This window comes from Sphingomonas sp. NY01 (assembly GCF_038809135.1).
Taxonomy (GTDB): domain Bacteria; phylum Pseudomonadota; class Alphaproteobacteria; order Sphingomonadales; family Sphingomonadaceae; genus Sphingomonas; species Sphingomonas carotinifaciens.
Genome location: NZ_CP101722.1, coordinates 562,978 through 581,712, shown reverse-complemented (window position 1 = coordinate 581,712; position 18,735 = coordinate 562,978). Strand labels below are relative to the sequence as shown.

General features: G+C 68.6%; 10 protein-coding genes and 1 pseudogene. 8 read left to right on the top strand and 3 right to left on the bottom strand.

The features are described from left to right. Nucleotides 1-96 precede the first annotated feature (96 nt). Nucleotides 97-3,180 carry a TonB-dependent receptor gene (locus tag NPJ82_RS02885; protein ID WP_342658303.1) on the bottom strand — a complete coding sequence of 1,028 codons (3,084 nt, stop codon included), beginning with the start codon at nt 3,178-3,180 and terminating at the stop codon, nt 97-99. A 110-nt stretch (nt 3,181-3,290) separates the two neighbouring features. Between NPJ82_RS02885 and NPJ82_RS02880 the strand changes: the two are divergent. From NPJ82_RS02880 to nagE, 7 genes and pseudogenes are all read left to right on the top strand, one after another. Next, nucleotides 3,291-3,830 (top strand): annotated as a pseudogene (locus NPJ82_RS02880) (isoaspartyl peptidase/L-asparaginase); the annotation flags it as partial. 32 nt (nt 3,831-3,862) lie between these two features. After that, on the top strand, nt 3,863-4,405 hold the full coding sequence (locus tag NPJ82_RS02875) for an isoaspartyl peptidase/L-asparaginase (RefSeq protein ID WP_342658302.1): 543 nt from the start codon (nt 3,863-3,865) through the stop codon (nt 4,403-4,405). Continuing rightward, the gene (locus NPJ82_RS02870; protein ID WP_342658301.1) at nt 4,402-5,145 is read left to right on the top strand and encodes a copper homeostasis protein CutC; all 744 of its coding nucleotides are present in this window, start codon (nt 4,402-4,404) and stop codon (nt 5,143-5,145) included. Before NPJ82_RS02875 ends, NPJ82_RS02870 begins: the two co-directional genes overlap by 4 nt. Nucleotides 5,146-5,295: 150 nt before the next feature. Next, on the top strand, nt 5,296-6,345 hold the full coding sequence (locus NPJ82_RS02865) for an SIS domain-containing protein (protein WP_342658300.1): 1,050 nt from the start codon (nt 5,296-5,298) through the stop codon (nt 6,343-6,345). Further along, entirely contained in the window at nt 6,342-7,514 is a 1,173-nt protein-coding gene (nagA, locus tag NPJ82_RS02860) for an N-acetylglucosamine-6-phosphate deacetylase (RefSeq protein WP_342658299.1), read from the top strand. Before NPJ82_RS02865 ends, nagA begins: the two co-directional genes overlap by 4 nt. A 30-nt stretch (nt 7,515-7,544) precedes the next feature. Beyond that, nucleotides 7,545-10,040 carry a phosphoenolpyruvate--protein phosphotransferase gene (gene ptsP / locus NPJ82_RS02855; protein WP_342658298.1) on the top strand — a complete coding sequence of 832 codons (2,496 nt, stop codon included), beginning with the start codon at nt 7,545-7,547 and terminating at the stop codon, nt 10,038-10,040. Next, nucleotides 10,037-11,737 carry an N-acetylglucosamine-specific PTS transporter subunit IIBC gene (gene nagE / locus NPJ82_RS02850; RefSeq protein ID WP_342658297.1) on the top strand — a complete coding sequence of 567 codons (1,701 nt, stop codon included), beginning with the start codon at nt 10,037-10,039 and terminating at the stop codon, nt 11,735-11,737. Before ptsP ends, nagE begins: the two co-directional genes overlap by 4 nt. 42 nt (nt 11,738-11,779) lie before the next feature. Here the strand turns inward: nagE and galA are convergent, their stop codons facing one another. After that, nucleotides 11,780-14,680, bottom strand: coding sequence for a beta-galactosidase GalA (gene galA / locus NPJ82_RS02845; protein WP_342658296.1), 2,901 nt, complete (start codon nt 14,678-14,680; stop codon nt 11,780-11,782). Between the two features lie 6 nt (nt 14,681-14,686). After that, on the bottom strand, nt 14,687-15,424 hold the full coding sequence (locus NPJ82_RS02840) for a GntR family transcriptional regulator (protein ID WP_112382252.1): 738 nt from the start codon (nt 15,422-15,424) through the stop codon (nt 14,687-14,689). A 369-nt stretch (nt 15,425-15,793) separates the two neighbouring features. Between NPJ82_RS02840 and NPJ82_RS02835 the strand changes: the two genes are divergently transcribed. Beyond that, nucleotides 15,794-18,613 (top strand): TonB-dependent receptor, encoded by a 2,820-nt coding sequence (locus NPJ82_RS02835; RefSeq protein ID WP_342658295.1) that lies wholly within the window; start codon nt 15,794-15,796, stop codon nt 18,611-18,613. The last annotated feature ends 122 nt before the right edge of the window (nt 18,614-18,735 follow it).

Sequence of the window (18,735 nt, the reverse complement as noted above, 5' to 3'; positions counted from 1 at the left end):
CCGATGGATCGGTGTGGCACCTTCGCAACGCGGGCAAAAAAAAGACCTGCCGGCGAGGGGTGCCGGCAGGTCGAGGGGGGAGCTTTTTGGAAGGAATCAGAAGTTGATCGTGGTGCCGATCGCGATCTGGCGGCCCAACGAGTCGTAGCGCGCGGGGATGGTGTTGTTGCGTGCCAGCGCGATGTCGTACGAGTTCGGCAGGATCGGCGGCACCTTGTCGAACAGGTTGTTCGCGATGATCCGGAATGCGAACTGGCGGGCGATGTTGAAGGTCAGCGCCAGATCGAAATAGCTCTGCGGATCGATGCGGTAGAAGGTGGCGCGTGCCCGCTCCGGCGTGCCGCCGATCGCCTCGTCGCCCGAATTGTTGGCGCTGGTCAGCGAGCCGACATAGCGCCAGTTGAACGAGGCGTTGAAGACGTTGTCCGGCGTGCTCCAGGTGGTGCGGAAATTATGCGACCACTTGGGCAGCAACTGGCCGCAACCATTACCATAATAGCCCACGCAGTTGCGCTGCGGCTGGATCGGCGAGTCCTGGCCACCGGCGAAGGTGGTCAGCGAGCCGTTGAAGTTGAAGTCGAAGCGGCCGGCGCCGCCCGCGTTCAGCGTGTATTGGCTCTGGAAGTCCCAGCCGCGGGCGATGGACTGGTAGTAGTTGGTGGTGCCCTGACGGATGAAGCCGCTGGTCGGGTTCGTCGCGCCCGGCGAGAAGAGGTTGCCGGCGGCGTTGCGGACGATGCCCGAGCAGAAGAACGGGTCGCCGCCCGAGCGCAGGCAGCCGTCGGTGTAGTAGCTGTAGTCGTTATAGCCCAGCGAGTCGTTGATCTTGATGCGGTAGCGATCGACCGAGAAGATCAGGCCGCGGATGAAGCTGGGCTTCACGACGAGGCCATAGGTCTGGGTGTAGGCGGTTTCGGGGTCGGCGACGAAGCCGCCCGAGCGGGTGGTGCACTGGTCGTTCGGGCAGATGAGCGAGGTGCTGCCGTACAGGGCGTCCGACAGGCCGGTGGCGCGGCACACTTCGCGCGAGGCGATGGGCGTGCCGTACACGACCTGGCCGGTGGCCGGATCGGTGGTGCGGGTGGGCGCGCAGAAGTCGTTCTGCGAGCCGCCCTGCGTGCCGTAGCTGATGTTCTGCGCCTGGCGGATCTCGATCACGGTCGGCGCGCGCTGCGCTTTGTTGAACGAGGCGCGGAAGGTCAGGTCCGACACCGGCGCCCACAGCGCCTCGGCCTTCCAGGTGTTGAAGGTCTGCGGGTTGGAGCTGTACTTCGAGACGCGGAAGCCGCCGTTGACCTGCAACAGATGGGCGAACGGCTTACGCTGCACGAGCGGCGCCTGCACCTCGATGTTCGATTCCCACACGTCCTGCGAGGTCGAGAAGTCCTCGCCGCCGTTCAACTGGCGGAACAGGTCGTTGGCATAGCCGCGGAAGCTGTCCTTGCGATATTCGGCGCCGAGCGCGATGGCCAGGCCGTCCTCCGCGAAAGGCGAGGTGACGCCGTATTTGCCGAGATCGCCGGTCACGCTGGTGACGACGTCCCACAGCTCGCCGACGCTGCCCTGCGACTGGAGGTCGCCGGTCAGCAGGTAGTTCATCACCGCGGCACCGGGCACGCCGGCGCGGAACGCGTCAAGCGGTACGCACGACGGATCGGTGCCGTTCACCACCGAGCGGCAGGTGGGCGTGCCGTTGACGCTGACCACGTCGAGCGCCCGGTTGACGCGGGTGTAATCGGGGATGTCGCCTGCGGTGATCGTCTGCTGGTTGCGGGCATAGACGCCGCCGACGTCATAGGTCCACGCATCGCCCACCTTGCCGCGGATGCCCGCGGTCGCGCGAATGCCCTTGTTGACATATTCGTCGAGCACATAGGGCAGGTCGTTGAAGCGATAGCGCACGTCGAGCGGCGCGGTCGCGGTGGCCGAGCCTGCCTGCGCGCCGCACAGCGTCGTCGCCTGCGTGCCCGACAGGAACGGGTTGTCGCAATTCACCTGATACGGCGTGGTGCCATAGGCGGTGTAGCTGAGGATGCGGTTGGGATAGCGGTTGTAGGACTTGTCCCGGAACCAGATCGCCGAGCCGTACAGTTCGGTATCCGAACCCAGTTGCAGCGTGGCGAAGCCGCCGGCGTTCCAGCGCTCGAGCTGGCGCTGGTAGGAATAGCCGTCATACGGGTTGGCGGCGTTGCCCGGCCCTGCGCCATAGGGCACGAAGGTGCGCGTGCCGTTGGGGTTGTTCACCAACTGCGCGCCGTTGTTCACGGTGCCGGCGGGCTGGATGTAGCCGCTGGGCGAGTAGGTGGACAGGGTGCAGGACAGCGGACCGTCCTTGCCGTTTTCGACCAGCTGGCAGGGCGAGCTGGAGCGCGCCGAATAGTCGACCACGTCGGCCTGGCGATAGTTGACGAAGCCCATCAGGCTGAGCGCGTCGCCGAACAGCTTCTTGCCGGCGGTCAGCGTGATGTCGGACCGGCCGCCATCGTTGGTCAGCCCGCGCGGCGAGGTGAAGGAATTGTTGCGCGCGATCGGCGAAACCAGCGTGTCGCGGTTGTTGTGGTTGTAGAAGCTGTAGTTCGCATCCAGCCGGACGCCCTCGAAGCTGGGGCGCAGGATGAAGTTGACGACGCCGGCGACCGCGTCCGAGCCGTAGACCGACGAAGCGCCGCCGGACAGCACGTCGATCCGCTCCAGCAGCGAGGGCGGGATGATGCCAGTGTCCTGACCGTTCTGCGTACCCAGGCGCTTGCCGTCGATCAGCACTAGGGTGCGCTCGAAGCCCAGGCTGCGCAGCTTGATACGCTGGCGGCCGTCCGAATCCTGATAGTTCTGCTGGCTGTCCGGTGCGACCTGCGGCAGGCGGTTCAGCACTTCCTCGACGTTCAGCGGCGCCTGTGCCTTGATGTCCTGCGTGGTGACCGAGGTGATCGGCGCGGCGGACGCGACGTTGGGCCGCTGGATGCGCGTGCCGGTGACGACCAGGGTCTGGCCCTCGCCATCCTCCTGCGGTGCCGCGGCCTGCTGTCCGCCGATCGCGGCAGCGCGCGTCTCGGCCGACTGCTCGACCGCATCGGTGGTCGCCGGATCGGTATTGGACGCTTGCTGTGCCAGCGCCGGCACGGCGGATAGGACCAGCGACCCCGCCAGCGCCATGATCGATACAGACTGCTTCAGAACCATCTCGAACCCCTTGCCCCACATTTTGTTGATTCAATTCCGTGGGTTGAGAGCCATGTTTTCGAGAGATTCTCTTGTCAGTCAATACCTCATTGATACCTTTGGGTAGACCAATGCAGTTTAAATGTTGCAGCCAGGGACAAGGCATGCATTGTTTGGGACAAGGCGGTGGACGATCCGGGCCAAGGGGGATGACGATGACGACGCGGCGATCGGTACTTCAAGCATCGGTATTGGGCGGGATGGGCGCCGCCGCGGCGATGGCGGGCGGCGCGCGGGCGGCGGGCAAGGACGCCGCCGGTTCGGCGCTGATCGTGTCGACCTGGGATTTCGGCGCCGCCGCCAACGATGCCGCCTTTGCCGCGATGAAGGCGGGCGGCACGCTGATCGATGCGGTGGAGGCCGGCGGCAAGGTGCCGGAGGCGGACCCGAGCAACCATTCGGTCGGCTATGGCGGCTATCCCGATCGCGACGGGCATGTGACGCTGGACGCGGTCATCATGGACGATGCCGGCGGCGTCGGTGCGGTGGCGGCGCTGGAGGAGACGATGCACGCGATCTCCGTGGCGCGCGCGGTGATGGAGAAGACGCCCCACACCATGCTGGTCGGCGAAGGCGCGACGCGCTTTGCACGCGACCAGGGCTTTCCGCGCCAGAACCTGCTGACGCCGGAGGCCGAGGCGGAATGGCGCAAATGGCTGACCACCGCCCGGTATCGCCCGGTCGCCAACAGCGAGGTCGGCACCTATGGCGCCGCGCCCCCCACCGCACGCCCGGCGGCGCGCTGGATCATGACACGATCGGCCTGCTGGCGCGCGACACCAGCGGCCGGATGGCGGGCGCGTGCACCACATCGGGCATGGCGTTCAAGATGCGCGGCCGGGTCGGCGATTCGCCGCAGGTCGGCGCCGGCCTCTATGTCGAGCGCGGCGTGGGCGGCGCCACCTCCACCGGGCTGGGCGAGGAAGTGACGCGCGTATCGGGCACCGCCCGCGTCGTCGCCTCGATGCGCGCCGGCCTTGCACCTCAGGCGGCGTGCGAGGAAGTGGTGCGCCACATCGCGGCCCTGCGCCGCGATGCGATCAAGGGCGTGCAGGTTGGCTTCCTGGCGATGGATACCAGGGGGCGGATCGGCGCCTTTTGCCTGCTGCCCGGCTTCACCTATGCGGTGACCGACACCGCCGGGCGGACGAAGGTGCTGAAGGCGCCCTCGTTGTTCAAGGCATGACATACCGGCTGGAGGTCTGTGTCGAGGATGCCGCCGGGATCGCCGCGGCGGCATCGGGCGGCGCCGACCGGATCGAGCTGTGCAGCGCGCTGGGCATCGGCGGCCTGACGCCGCCGGCCTCGCTGATCCGCGCGGCGGCGGCGGCCCCCCTGCCCGTCCATCTGCTGTGCCGCCCGCGCGAGGGCGGGTTCGTCTGCGACGCGGCGGACCGCGCGCTGGTCGCCGACGACATGCGCGGCGCAGCGGAGGCCGGGCTGGCAGGCGTGGTGATCGGCGCGAGCCGGGCGGACGGCACGCTGGACACCGATACGCTGGCCGCCTGGGTGGCGCTGGCGCGCGAACTGGGGGCGGCGCGCGGAAGCGCGCTGTCGCTGACGCTGCACCGGGCGTTCGATCTGGTGCCGGACATGGCCGCGGCCCTAGACGATGCGATCGCACTCGGCTTCGACCGGGTGCTGACCTCGGGCGGGGCGGTGAAGGCGGTGGACGGCGCAGCGGCTCTGGCCACGCTGGTCGAACGATCGGCCGGGCGGATCGGCATCCTGGCGGGCAGCGGCGTGTCCCCCGCCACTGCGCCGGCGATCCTCGCGACCGGGGTGCGCGAACTCCACGCCTCGTGCCGGCGCGCCGTGGCGCAAGGCGACGACACGCTGGTGCGGTTCGGCTTTGCCGCCGCACAGCGCATGGAAACCGACGCAAGCATCGTCGCCACCCTGGCGCAGATGGTGAAGTCCGCTTGAATAATACCAATATATGACTTACGCTTCCCAACGAGCGGTTTGCCACGGCGGTGACCGCCTGCGCGTCGCTCGGCCCGAGGCTTGTCGCCAAGCGCCTGCCGGTCGCCCGCGCACCCCATTCTTGGCCGACAAGGAGCCAGCGCGCCTGCCATGACGGATGATCCGCAGATCGCAACCCGCAGCGAAACGGACACGCTGATGCACGCCGAGGCGGCCGAGGCGAGCGCGGCGGTACGTCGCCTGATCGCCGCCAATGGCGACACCCTGGCCGCGCTCGGCGCCCGGCTGCGCGCAGCACCGCCCGCCGTGGTGGTGACGTGCGCGCGCGGCTCGTCCGACCATGCCGCGACCTATGGCAAATATCTGATCGAAACGCTGGTCGGCGTGCCCGTCGCCTCCGCCGCGCCGTCGGTCGCGTCGGTGTACGAAGCCAGCGTCACCAGCCCGGCGATGCTGTGCATCGCGATCTCGCAAAGCGGGCGCAGCCCCGACCTGCTGGCCAGCGTCGCGGCGCAAAAGGCCGCGGGCGCGCATGTCGTGGCGCTGGTCAACGACACGACCTCGCCACTGGCGGAGGCGGCGGACACGCTGGTGCCGCTGATGGCCGGCCCCGAGAAGTCGGTCGCGGCGACCAAGTCGTACATCACCGCGCTCGCCGCGCTGGCGCTGCTGGCGGCGGAATGGGCCGGAGACGATGCGCTGAAGGCCGCCGTCCGGACATTGCCCGACCGGCTGGCCCAGGCCTGGAGCTGCGACTGGAGTGCTGGCCGCGAGGCCCTGGTCGAGGCCAGCAACCTGTTCGTCATCGGCCGCGGCTTCGGCCTGGCGATCGCGCAGGAAGCGGCGCTGAAGCTCAAGGAAACCTGCGCGCTGCATGCCGAAGGGTTCAGTGCGGCCGAGGTGCGCCACGGGCCGATGGAGATCGTCGATGCCGGTTTCCCGCTGATCGCCTTTGCCACATCCGACAGCGCGGGCGACGGCGTGCGCGAGGCGGCGGCGGAGTTCACGACGCGCAGCGCCCGCGTGCTGCTCGCCGATGCCAAGGGCGGCGGCACGCTGCCCGCGCTGGCCGACCATCCGGCCATCGAACCCATACTGATGATCCAGAGTTTCTATCGCATGGCCAACGCATTGTCGGTGGCCCGCGGGCTCAACCCCGATGCCCCGCGCCATTTGAGCAAGGTCACCCGCACGCTATGACGCTGCATCGCTTCACCAACGGCCATATCGTCACGGCCAGCGGCGTATTGACCCGGGCGACGATCGACGTCGAAGGCGGCGTGATCGTCGCGGTCACCGGCGATGTCGGCGACGGCGAGGACGCGACCGACCTTCGCGGCGGCTGGCTGATGCCGGGCTTCATCGACACGCAGGTGAATGGCGGCGGCGGCGTGCTGTTCAACGACGAACCCACGGTGGAGGGCATCGCCGCCATCGCCGCCGCGCACGCACCCTATGGCACCACCGGCCTGATGACGACGCTGATCAGCGACCGGCCCGCGGTGGTGGCGCGCGCGCTGGACGCCACCGATGCGGCGATCGCCGCCGGCGTTCCCGGCGTGCTGGGCACCCATGTCGAGGGGCCGGTGCTGGCGCTGAGCCGCAAGGGCATCCATGATCCCAGCCGTTTCCAGCCGCTGGACGACGAACTGATGGCGATCCTGACGCAGCGCCGCACCGGCCGCGTCATGGTGACGCTGGCCCCGGAACGGGTGTCGCCCGCGCAGATCGAGGCGCTGGTGGCAGCGGGCGTGCTGGTCTGCATCGGCCATACCGATGCCGACTATGCCACCACGCGCGCCGCGTTCGATGCCGGGGTGACCGGCGTGACGCACCTGTTCAACGCGATGTCGCCGCTGGTCCACCGTGCGCCGGGCGTGGTCGGCGCCGCGCTGGACGATCAACGGGTCTATTGCGGGATCATCGTCGACGGCTTCCATGTCGATGACGCGGCGCTGCGCATCGCGCTGCGTGCCCGGCCGCTCGACCGGTTCATGCTGGTGTCGGACGCGATGCCCTGCGTGGGCGCCGCTTCCAAGGACTTCGTGCTGCAGGGCAAGCCGATCCATGTCGAGGACGGGCGCTGCGTCGGTGCCGACGGCACGCTGGCCGGCTCCGACCTGGACATGGCGGGCGCGGTGCGCGGCGCGGTGACGCGTCTCGGCCTGTTGCCCGAACAGGCGGCCGCCATGGCGGCGACCAGCCCGGCGGCGTTCCTCGGCCTGACCGCCGAGCGGGGGCAGATCGCCCCCGGCCAGCATGCCGACTGGGTGTGCCTGACCGCGGACCTGACCCCGGCGGGTACCTGGATCGGTGGCGAGCCGATCGCCGCCCCGGCGGCGCTGCCGCTGGACGAACCCGTCGCCTGACCACCCCTTATCGCGTTTCCCGGAGATATCATGGCCACCATCCCCCTGTTTGCGCCGTTGGAGGGCTGGGCCGGCCCCATTCGGGACGTCCCCGACGCGGTCTTTGCCGAGGCGATGCTGGGCGACGGGATCGCGATCGATCCGGTCGCGGGCATGCTGGTCGCGCCGTGCGACGCGCAGGTGGTGACCGTCCAGCCGACCGGCCATGCGATCACGCTGGTGACGCCCGAGGGGGCCGAACTGCTGATCCATATCGGGCTGGACACAGTGGCGCTGGCCGGGCGCGGCTTCGAACCGGTGGTAAAGGCCGGTGACCGCGTGGCGTGTGGGGCGGCGCTGATCCGGTTCGATCTGGACATGGTGGTGCGCGAGGCGCGCGCGGTAGTGACGCCGATCGTGGTGACCAACGGCGAACGCTTCGCGATCGAATACCGCGCGGATGCCGGGATGGTCGCGGTGGGCGATCCGCTGATGACGCTGGTGGCGCGCGCCGACGTGGCCGCCACGACCGCCGCGCAAGGGGGCGCCAGCGCCAGCCGGGTGATCGCGGTGCCGCTGGTCCACGGCATCCATGCCCGTCCCGCCGCGCGCATCGCCGACCTCGCCAAGCGGTTCGTTGCCGAGGTGACGCTGGAAAAGGACGGCACCGGCGCCAGCGCGCGCAGCCCGATCGGCCTGCTGGCGCTGGGGGTCGGGCATGGCGACACGGTGACGATCACCGCCACCGGCCCGGATGCCGAGGATGCGGTGGCCGCGCTCGCCGAACTGATCCTGAGCGGCATCCATGAGGATGCGCCCGCCCCTGCCCCACCGCCGCCGCCGCCCGCGCCCGTCCTGACCGCGCTTCCCGAAGGCGCGCTGGCGGGCGTGACCGCCGCGCCCGGCCTGGCGATCGGCACCGTCGCCCTGTGGCGTGCGGAGGACCTGTCTCTGCCCGTGGAGGGTGCCGGCATCGCCGCCGAGGAAGCCTGTTTCGACGCGGCACGCCGCGCGCTGGCCGAGGAACTGGCGACGCGCAGCGCGAGCGCGACGGGGCCGGCGCGCGCGATCTTCGAGGCGCATGCCGCGATGCTGGACGACCCTGTGCTGATCGAGGCGACGCTCGCCGGCATCGCACAGGGGCAGAGCGCCGGCCATGCCTGGCGCGGCGCGATCCGGCCGCAGGCGGATGCCTTGCGCGCCGGTGGCGACCGGCGGCTGGCCGAGCGTGCGGACGACATGCGCGATCTGGAGCGGCAGTTGATCGCGCGCCTGATGGGCGTGGAGGATACGCGCGCAGAACTGGCGCCGGGCACGATCCTGGTCGCCGACGATCTGTTGCCGTCGCAATTGATGGGGCTGGACCTCGACCGGCTGGCGGGACTCGCGGTGGAGCGTGGCGGGCCGACCTCGCACGTCGCGATCCTGGCCGCCTCGCGCGGGCTGCCGGCGCTGGTCGCGATTGGCGCGGGTCTGCGCGACGTGGCGGCGGGAACGCGCGTCGTGCTGGATGCCAGCGGCGGGCTGATCCATGTCGCGCCGTCGGCCGACACGCTGGCATCTGCCGAGACGCGTATCGCAGAGGCGCAGCGCCGCCGTGCCGATGCGCTGGCGCGGGCCGGTGAGGATTGCCGGACGCGCGACGGCACGCGGATCGAACTGTTCGCCAATTGCGGCTCCGCCGACGATGCGCAGATCGCGGTGGCGAACGGCGCGGAGGGCTGCGGCCTGCTGCGCACCGAACTGCTGTTCCTGGAACGCGACACCGCGCCCAGCCTGGAGGAACAGGTTGCCGATTATCAGGCGGTGGCCACCGCGCTGGACGGCCGGCCGCTGATCGTGCGCCTGCTCGACATCGGTGGCGACAAGCCTGCACCCTACCTTCCCATCCCGCCGGAGGAAAATCCGGCGCTGGGCCTGCGCGGCATCCGCGTCGGCTTTGCGCATCCCGAAATCCTGGAGGACCAGATCCGCGCGATCCTGTCGGTCGAACCGGTCGGGCAGTGCCGGATCATGGTGCCGATGATCGCGGGCGTCGACGAACTGCGCCGGGTCCGCGCGGTGCTGGAGGGGATCGAGGCGGGCTCGCGCGTCCAACTGGGCGTGATGGTGGAAACGCCCGCCGCCGCCGTCACGGCCGACCTGCTGGCGCGCGAAGCGGATTTCCTGTCGATCGGCACCAACGACCTGACGCAATATGCACTGGCCATGGACCGCGGCAATGCCAGCGTCGCCGGCGCGCTCGACGGGCTGCACCCGGCCGTGCTGCGCCTGATCGGCGAAACGGTGAAGGGCGCGGACGTGCATGGCCGCTGGACCGGCGTGTGCGGCGGCCTGGCCTCCGATCCGCTGGCGGTGCCGATCCTGGTCGGGCTGGGCGTGACCGAGCTGTCCGCCGCGCCCGCCGCCGTGCCCGAGATCAAGGCGCTGGTCGCAGCGCTCGACATGACGGCCGCCCGCGCGCACGCACAGGCGGCGCTGGCCTGCACGACCGCCGCCGAGGTGCGCGCGCTCGCACGCAAGTTCGAAGGGGAGTTGGGCGCATGAGGGCCATTCTGGGAGCGTTGCAGCCACTGGGCCGCGCGCTGATGCTGCCGATCGCGGTGCTGCCCATCGCCGGGCTGCTGCTGCGTCTCGGCCAGCCCGACCTGCTCGACATCGCGTTCGTCAGCGCGGCGGGCGATGCGATCTTCGCGCATCTGGGCCTCCTGTTCGCGATCGGCGTGGCGACCGGGTTCGCCCGGGACGGCAACGGCGCGGCCACGATGGGCGGCCTGGTCTGCTACCTCGTCGCCACCGCCGGCGCGCAGGCGCTGTTCGTGGTGCCCCCCGATGTGCTGGCCACCGTGCCCGAGGGCTTGCGCGCCACGGTGGAGAAGGCGTGGAAGGCGACCACCGTCGCCAAGTTCGACGTGCCCGTCGGCATCATCGCCGGCGCGATCGGCGGCAGCTTCTACAACCGCTTCTCCAACCTGAAGCTGCCCGATTACCTCGCCTTCTTCGGCGGACGCCGCTTCGTCCCCATCGCCTCCGGCTTCGCCGGCCTCGGCCTCGCGCTGATTCTAGGCGTCAGCTACGCCGGCATCAGCGCCGGCATGGACGCCCTGTCGGCGGGCGTGGTCGCGGCGGGTGGCGCGGGGCTGTTCGCCTTCGGGCTGCTCAACCGGCTGCTGCTCGTCACCGGGCTGCACCATATCCTGAACAACGTCGCCTATTTCTCGGTCGGCGAGTTCCAGGGCAAGACCGGCGACCTGACGCGCTTCTTTGCGGGCGATCCCACCGCGGGCGGCTTCATGAGCGGGTTCTTCCCGGTCATGATGTTCGGCCTGCCCGCCGCCTGTCTGGCGATGTATCACGAGGCGTTGCCGGAACGGCGCAAGGCGGTGGGCGGGTTGCTGCTCAGCCTTGCGCTCACCTCGTTCCTGACTGGCGTGACCGAGCCGATCGAGTTTTCGTTCATGTTCCTGGCGCCGGCGCTTTATGCGGTGCATGCGGTGCTGACCGGTACGGCGGAGGCGGTGATGAACGCGCTGGGGGTGAAGCTGGGGTACGGTTTCTCCGCCGGGCTGTTCGACTATGCGCTGAACTTCGGCAAGGCGACCAAGCCATTGATGTTGCTGCCGGTGGGGGCCGCCTATGCCCTCGCCTATTATGCGATCTTCCGCTTCGCCATCCGGCGCTTCGGCTTGCAAACGCCGGGCCGGGAGCCGATCGCCGAGGGCGCGGCGACCGCGGTCGCGCCCGTCGCGGCCGGCGAGCGCGGCACGGCGTTCGCCCAGGCCCTGGGCGGCGCGGCGAACCTGCGCGACGTGGGCGCGTGCACGACCCGGCTGCGGCTGGTGGTGAACGATCAGGACGTGGTGGACGAGGCGGCGTTGAAGGCCTTGGGCGCGCGGGGGATCATCCGCCCGTCCGCCACCGCGCTCCAGGTGGTGGTCGGCCCGATCGCCGACACGGTGGCGTCGGAGATACGCGATGCGCTGGCGGCAGGAGGTGGCGCCGTAGCCGTCGCTCCGGTGGCTGAGGCGGAGACCAGCAAGGCCGTGCAACTGACCCCGGCGCTGGTGCACGCGCTGGGCGGCAAGGTCGGTGCCGCCAGCGTCCATGCCGGGCGCGTGCGGGTCGAGGTTGCGGGGGCCGTGGATGACGCGGCGCTGGCGAAGCTCGGCGTGAAGGCGGTGGCGCGCCCGGCGACCGGGGTCGTGCATCTGCTGGGCGATGCCGACCGGTTCGTCGCCGGTTGAGATTCTAAGCCCTCTCCCCAGATGGGAGAGGGCGTAGTCTGATCACTCCACCGTCAGCGTCACCGGGCCGGTGATGCCGGCACCTTCCACCACCAACAGGATCGTGCGCACGCCTGAGCCGGCCGGAAGGCGCGCCTCCAGCGGGCCGGCGGTGGTGCTATCCTTGCTCGCGAGACGGCGGCCATCGGCATAGAGTTCGGCGCGGCCGGTAATCTCGCGGAAACGGAGCATGCCGCCCTCTGCCGCGATGCGCTTCCACGGGGTGACGGTGGTGCGCCAGGCGCGCCAGTTGCCGGCGGGATCGGGCTTGGCGCCATTCCCGGCGCGGGCAAAGGCCCAGCTGTTGTTGTCGCCGTCGGGCGGCGCGGCGTCGGGACCTGGCTTCGTTGCGGAGGCGGGCGAGCGACGCCATTCGCGCAAGGCCTGCCCGCCGAAGCTTTCCGGCCATTGCGCCACCTCGGCCACCGGGCGGCGCGTGATGGTCAGGCGCGCGGGCAACAAGCCCTCCGCCTCGGCACGGAGGCTCACGCGGCCGGCCCCCCTGTTTGCGCGAACGATGATCTGGGCAAGGCCGTTGAACAGCGAGCGGGCATTGCCCTTTTCGGGTTCGTGGCTGTTGGGATCGCCATTGCCGATGCCGATGATCTCGGCACCCTCGACCGAAAAGCGCGTCGGCAGGTTGGCGGTGGGAACGTGGCGCCCCCTGGCATCGACCGCATCGATGGTGATCGCCTGCGCATCCTCGCCGTCACCGGCCATGACGCTGCGCGCGGGCGTCAGGTGGAGCGCGACGGGCGGCCCGGCGGTTTCCTGCGCCGCCGTCGCCACCACGCGGCCGCCACGCATGGCGATCGCCTCGATCCGGCCGGGGGCGTAGGGCACGGTCCATTCGTTGCCCATGATCCGGTCGACCTGTTGCGGTTCGAGATCGCGGCCGTTTACGCGCAGGGCCACCGTTTCCGCGTTGCTCGTCACGAACACGCGGATCGGCTGGCCTTCCTTGCCGCCCCAGGTCCAGTGCGGCGCGATTGCGACGACGGGGCGGTCGTCCACCCAGTGCGCGGCGTGGATATCGGTCGCGGTCTTGGGAAAACCGCACAGGTCCATGACCCCGAAGAAGCTGGAGATGGTCGGCCAGGCATAGGGGGTCGGCTCGCCATGATAGTCGAAACCGGTCCAGACGAAGCCGCCCGCGACGAAGCGACGCTCCATGATCTTGCGCCAGGTGTTGCGATGCGTGTCGCCCCAGCTTGCCGCCTCGTCATCATAGGAACTGATGACATGCGCCTTGGGATCGCTGTGGAAGGCGCCGCGCGTTTCATACGCGCTGGTATCCTCCGAACTGGTCATCGCCCGGTCGGGAAAGAGGCGGTGGAATTGGTCGTAGTCGTTCTGGTAATAGTTGAAGCCGGTCACGTCGACGACGCTGGACACGCTGTTCGGTTCAAAGAATGCGCCGTTCATCGCCGCGGTGACCGGGCGGCTGTCGTCCAGCGCCTTCACCTCATGCGCCATGCGGCGGACCATCTCGACGCCGGCCTCCGTCCCCTGCATCGGTTCCTCGTTGAACACCGACCAGAGGATGATCGAGGGATGGTTGCGGTCGCGCCGGACCAGCCAGCGCAGTTGCGCCATATAGTCGGGCGCGGGGTTGAACTGCCGGTTCTCGTCCATGACGAGAAAGCCCATCGCGTCGCACAGGTCGAGAAACTCGGTCGACGGCGCATTGTGCGAGCAGCGGATCGCGTTGCAGCCGATCGCCTTCAGCCGTTCCAGCCGCCAGCGGTGCAGGCTGTCGGGGATCGCGGTACCGACGCCGGCATGGTCCTGATGCAGGCACACGCCCTTCAGCTTCACCGGCCGGTCGTTGAGGAAGAAGCCTTCGCCTGCGTCGAAGCGGATGGTGCGGAAGCCGATGGGGGTGCGGCGCTCGTCGACGGCCGTGCCGTCCACCAGCACGCGGGTGACGACGGTGTGGAGCGTCGGCGCCTCGACCGACCACAGGACCGGGTTTCCGGCATCCAGCGTCAGCGTCGCGACCGCTTCGTCCAGGGGCGTGACGGTGGCGGGCGTCTCGGCATGGGTGAGCAGACGGCCATCGGGGGCGAGCAGTTGCGCCTCCACCGTCACGGTCGCCGCCTCGCGTGCAACGCTGTTCAGCGTGACGGCGACGGGCACCTGCCAGCGCCCGGCACCGCGGCGCGGATCGCAGTGGACGCCGTCGGTCGCGATCGACACGGGCGCGCGGCGGACCAGCCAGGCATGGCGGTAAAGCCCCGCACCCTCATACCACCAGCCCTCCATCGCGTTCGCATCGACGCGGATGGCGATCGTGTTCAGTTCCTCGCCGAAGCGGGCAAACGGCGTCAGGTCGATATAGATGCTGTTATAGCCCGACCAGTTGTGCGCCACCGTGCTGCCGTTCAGCCAGATCGTCGCATTGGTGGCGATGCCGTCGAAATGCAGTTCGAGGCGCTTGCCCCGATCGGCGGAGTCGAGCGCGAAGCGGCGGCGGTACCAGCCGATGCCGCGACGGCGATAGCCCTGCGCGACGTTGGCGCTTTCCTCGAAGGGCTGTGCGCTGGCCCAGTCGTGCGGCAGGCGGATGCGCGCCCAGTCGCTGTCGTCATGGTCGATCGCCGCGGCACCCTGAGCATTGCCGGCCTTGACGCTGAGATAAGTGGCGTTGTGCGAATCCAGTACGGGATCGCCAATGTCGCCTTCGTGGAACAGCCAGCCGCGCTCCATGCGGGTCTTGTTCGCATCATGGACGGGCAGCGGCGGGGGTAGCGTATTGCCGGGCGCGGGCATCGGCAGGGCACCCGCCTCCCCCATCCGGCGATTGCGGGGGGCGGCCTGGACGGGCAGCGCGAGAACGGCACCGGCACTCGCGCCGGTGAGGAGCAGTTGACGGCGATTCAAGAGCGAAAACTCCTCGGGCATCGACCCCTACAGGTCGGACAGTTCGGCAACGAAGTCGTAGGCGTCGCCGCGGTAATAGGACCGGGTGAACTCGGCGGCGCGACCGTCGCGCAGGAACCCGCGTCGCTCGATCAACAGGCCGGGCTGGCCGGCATCGACGCCCAGCATGCGCGCATGTTCGGGGCCGAAGGGCACGGCGCGCAGCCGCTGGAGCGCGCGCACCGGACGGCTGCCCGCCTGATCCAGCGCGACATACAGCGAGTCGCCGACCGCCTGGACCGAGGGCAGGCAATAGCCGGCGATGGTGGAGAATTCGAGCGCCATGGGCTCGTCATCGGCATAGCGGATGCGCTGGAAGCGATATACGGGCGCGCCCGGCGACAGGCCGAGCGCCATGGATTCCTCCGGGCTGACCGTGCCCGCGGCGCGGCTGATCCATTCGCTGGACGCCGCCTTGCCACGCGCGGCCATGTCTTCGGAAAAAGAGGAAAGCTTGGAAAAGCTCTTTTCGACGCGCCCTGCCACAAAGGTGCCGGCGCCGCGGCGGCGGGTCAGCAGGCCATCCTCGACCAGGCCGCCGATCGCCTTGCGCACGGTGATGCGCGACACGTCATATTCGGTGGCGAGATCGCGTTCGGCGGGGATCGCATCGCCCTGCACCAGCACGTCGCGGCCGATCGCCTCGCGGATCAGCTGCTGAAGCTGGAGATAGAGCGGAGATGGATTGCCATCGCGGAACCGCCCCACCTCGTCCGAAAAAGCCATTCCCGTCTCCCTTTGTCCCACCGCCCCCACGGCAGGTGTCGTGCGATCGCGATGCGCCGCCATGAAGGGCGAACCTACCGAATGGCACGCCGGGGAACAACTGCTCCGACGGATCCGGCGAGCATTCCAATCCATCACACATTCCCCGAAAGGCTCATGTTTCGCAGCGGATTAATTCGTTACCCTCCAGCTACTTATTATTACCTGCCGGTTTTAAGTCAATTTTATGAATTTTTGTAGCGCATATGGTATATTTTGGTTATACCGCTGGCCGGACCTCTGACCGTCAAGAACCGGCAGGGAAAGCCGCCAGCCATGCGGCGGTAGATCGGGGAGCAGCGCAGCTGGGCGCCTCTCCATGGAAGGGGAATGACGATGCGGTTGCGCCACTGGATCCTGATGACGACGGCCATGACCGGACTGGCCGCCACGGCCGCGCAAGGCCAGGAGGCGCCGACAACACCGCCCAGCACCACCGCGCCGAGCAATGCCGCATCCGGCCAGGACCCGGCGGCCCAGGATGGCACCGCGGGCGAGGACGGCGAAATCGTCGTCACCGGCTATGCCCGCAGCCTTCGCCAGGCGATCGAGGTGAAGCGTAACGCGAACGCCGTGGTCGACGCCATCTCGGCCGAGGACATCGGCAAGTTCCCCGACCGCAACGTCGCGGAGTCGCTGGCGCACATCCCCGGCGTGTCGATCGACCGCCGCTTCGGCGAGGGTGAGAAGGTCGCCATTCTGGGCACCGACCCGGCCCTGAACCGCATGCTGCTCGACGGGCACGGTCTGGCATCGGCCGACTGGGGCGGCAACGACAACGACCCCAGCAGCCGGACCTTCAACTATTCGTTGCTCGCCCCCGAACTGGTCGACCGGCTGGAAGTCTACAAGTCGCCGGAGCCGCGGATCGAGGAAGGCAGCCTGGGCGGCACGGTGATCGTGCGCACCCGCCGGCCGCTGGAACTGGAGGCCAATTCGATCTTCGCGTCGGGCGGCTATCTGTACAACGACCGCGCGGACAAGGGGAATATCCGCGGCTCGGGCCTGTATAGCTGGCGCAACGATGCCGAAACCTTCGGCGTGCTGGTCGCGGCGACCTATGACAAGCAGAACATGGTGCGCGCCGGTGTCGAATTCTTCGGCTACGACAATATCGCGCCCAATGCCGACGGCACGCGCAACAGCCCGTTCGTCAATCGCGACGCGACCACCGGCGCGCTGTCCCTGAAGAATCCGAACGCGACGATCAACGGCGGCACGATCCAGGATCTCTATGCCGCGGCATCGCCCTTCGGCATCAACTACGCCTATTTCCAGCAGCAGCGCCAGCGCGCCAGCATCGCCGGCACGGTGCAGTATCGCCCGGCCGAAAACCTGACGCTGACGCTGAACGGCCTGCACATCGACGGCAACTACAACAATTACAGCCAGGCGATGTACACCATCCCCGGCGCATGGACCGGCAACGTCCTGCAATCCGCGACCGTATCCAACGGCGTGGTGACGCAGGCGAGCTTCGGCGCGGCGGCGAGCAACAGCCAGAGCGCGCAGCTCGATACCCTGGTCCGCCGCACCAAGCTGAAGACCGACAATCTGAACTTCTTTGCCGATTGGGAAGGCGATGACGGCGCCAAGGTGTCGTTCGCCGGCGGCTGGAGCAAGGCGACCGGCGGGCGCAATCCCGAATATCTGTTCAACGTGCAGACCCGCCTGCCGTTCAGCTACGCGATCACGCCGACATCGGCGGAGGTCAATTTCACCGGCGACCTGACCAACCCGGCGAACTACTTCACCAACCCCAACAACAACCCGGCGCAGATCGAGGGCCGCCCCGTCATCGTAAACGGGGCGCAGCTGAACGCCGCGCAGATCGGCGGGCTGGATTACAGCGTCACCACCGACCGCGACATCTTTGGCGGCTTCGACGGCACGGTGCCGCTGGGCGGCGTGTTCACCGAGCTGTTGATCGGCGCGCGCGTGACCGATCACGTCAACCGCATCAACGCCCGCGGCATCAACACCTACAAGACCAGCTCGCAAACCGCCGCGCAGCTCGGGGTCACCACAGGGGTCACCCCCGGCGGCGTCTTCGACGGCAGCGGCGGATCGGGCAGCGCGACCCAGTTCCTGAATCTCCCCGAACAGTCGGTGATCGACATCCTCGCCAATTCGATCAACAGCCCGCTGGTCACCAAGATCGGCGCATCGACCAGGGTGAAGGAGACGGTGGCCGCGTCCTACATCCAGGCGAATTTCGATCAAGGCGGACTGCGCGGCAATATCGGCGGGCGGCTGGTCTATACCCGCGACGTATCCAACTACGCCACGACGCTGAGCAACGTGGTCAATCCCCAGCCGGTGCCGACGCGCGTCTCGACCGATTACCTGAAGTTCCTGCCGAGCGTGAACCTGATCTACACGATCACGCCGGAAGTGATCGTGCGCGGGTCGGTGGCCAAGGTGATCTCGCGGCCGCGCTACCAGGACCTGGCGGCGGCGACCTCGCTCAACGACGTGACGCTGGACGGCGGCGGCGGCAACCCGAACCTGCGGCCGTACCAGTCGACCAATTATGAAGTGACCGCGGAATGGTATCCGCGTGCCGGTGCGCTGCTGTCGCTGGAACTGTTCCGCCGCGACATCGACAACTATATCATCAACACGCGCACCAATGCCGTCTACTTCAATTCGCTGCGCAACCAGTTGACGACCTACAACGTCAACCAGCCGATCAACGGCGGCAAGGCCAAGGTGAACGGCGTGCTGGTCAACGGTCAGGCCGAAATCTGGGGCGGGTTCGGCCTGCAGGCGAACTATTCGTACCAGGACAGCTCGACCTCGACGATCGCCGGGATCAACGGGGCGCTCAACCTGCCCTATCTGTCCAAGCATACCGTGAACGTGATCCCCTATTTCGAGAGCGGACCGTTCCAGGCGCGGGTCAGCTACAACTATCGCACCTCCTATTTCCGCACGATCGGGCGGCTGGGATCGGAGGAAATGGTGGCGCCCTACAGCCAGCTCGACGCGTCCGCCTCGCTCAACCTGACCAAGAACATCACGTTGACGGTCAATGCGCAGAACCTGCTGGACGAGACGTATCTGCAATATAGCGGCACGCGCGACCGGCCCTCGGCCTTCTACAAGAACGGGCGCACCTTTGTCGGCAGCGTATCGTTCCGCATGTAACCCCCTCGGGTGTTCCCCGCGTGTAACCTGTTGTGCCGGCCGCGTTTTCCCGACGCGGCCGGCACCGGTTTTTTTGGGTCGGGGGCATGGACGTACCCGCGCGTCTTCTGCATGATACCTCC

Excerpts from the sequence above, each read along its gene's own strand:
- nagE (WP_342658297.1), top strand. The coding sequence starts at position 10,037 with ATGAGGGCCATTCTGGGAGCGTTGCAGCCACTGGGCCGCGCGCTGATG.
- ptsP (WP_342658298.1), top strand. The coding sequence starts at position 7,545 with ATGGCCACCATCCCCCTGTTTGCGCCGTTGGAGGGCTGGGCCGGCCCC.
- nagA (WP_342658299.1), top strand. The coding sequence starts at position 6,342 with ATGACGCTGCATCGCTTCACCAACGGCCATATCGTCACGGCCAGCGGC.
- galA (WP_342658296.1), bottom strand. The coding sequence starts at position 14,680 with ATGCCCGAGGAGTTTTCGCTCTTGAATCGCCGTCAACTGCTCCTCACC.
- NPJ82_RS02875 (WP_342658302.1), top strand. The coding sequence starts at position 3,863 with ATGGCGCAAATGGCTGACCACCGCCCGGTATCGCCCGGTCGCCAACAG.
- NPJ82_RS02840 (WP_112382252.1), bottom strand. The coding sequence starts at position 15,424 with ATGGCTTTTTCGGACGAGGTGGGGCGGTTCCGCGATGGCAATCCATCT.
- NPJ82_RS02835 (WP_342658295.1), top strand. The coding sequence starts at position 15,794 with ATGACGATGCGGTTGCGCCACTGGATCCTGATGACGACGGCCATGACC.
- NPJ82_RS02865 (WP_342658300.1), top strand. The coding sequence starts at position 5,296 with ATGACGGATGATCCGCAGATCGCAACCCGCAGCGAAACGGACACGCTG.
- NPJ82_RS02870 (WP_342658301.1), top strand. The coding sequence starts at position 4,402 with ATGACATACCGGCTGGAGGTCTGTGTCGAGGATGCCGCCGGGATCGCC.
- NPJ82_RS02885 (WP_342658303.1), bottom strand. The coding sequence starts at position 3,180 with ATGGTTCTGAAGCAGTCTGTATCGATCATGGCGCTGGCGGGGTCGCTG.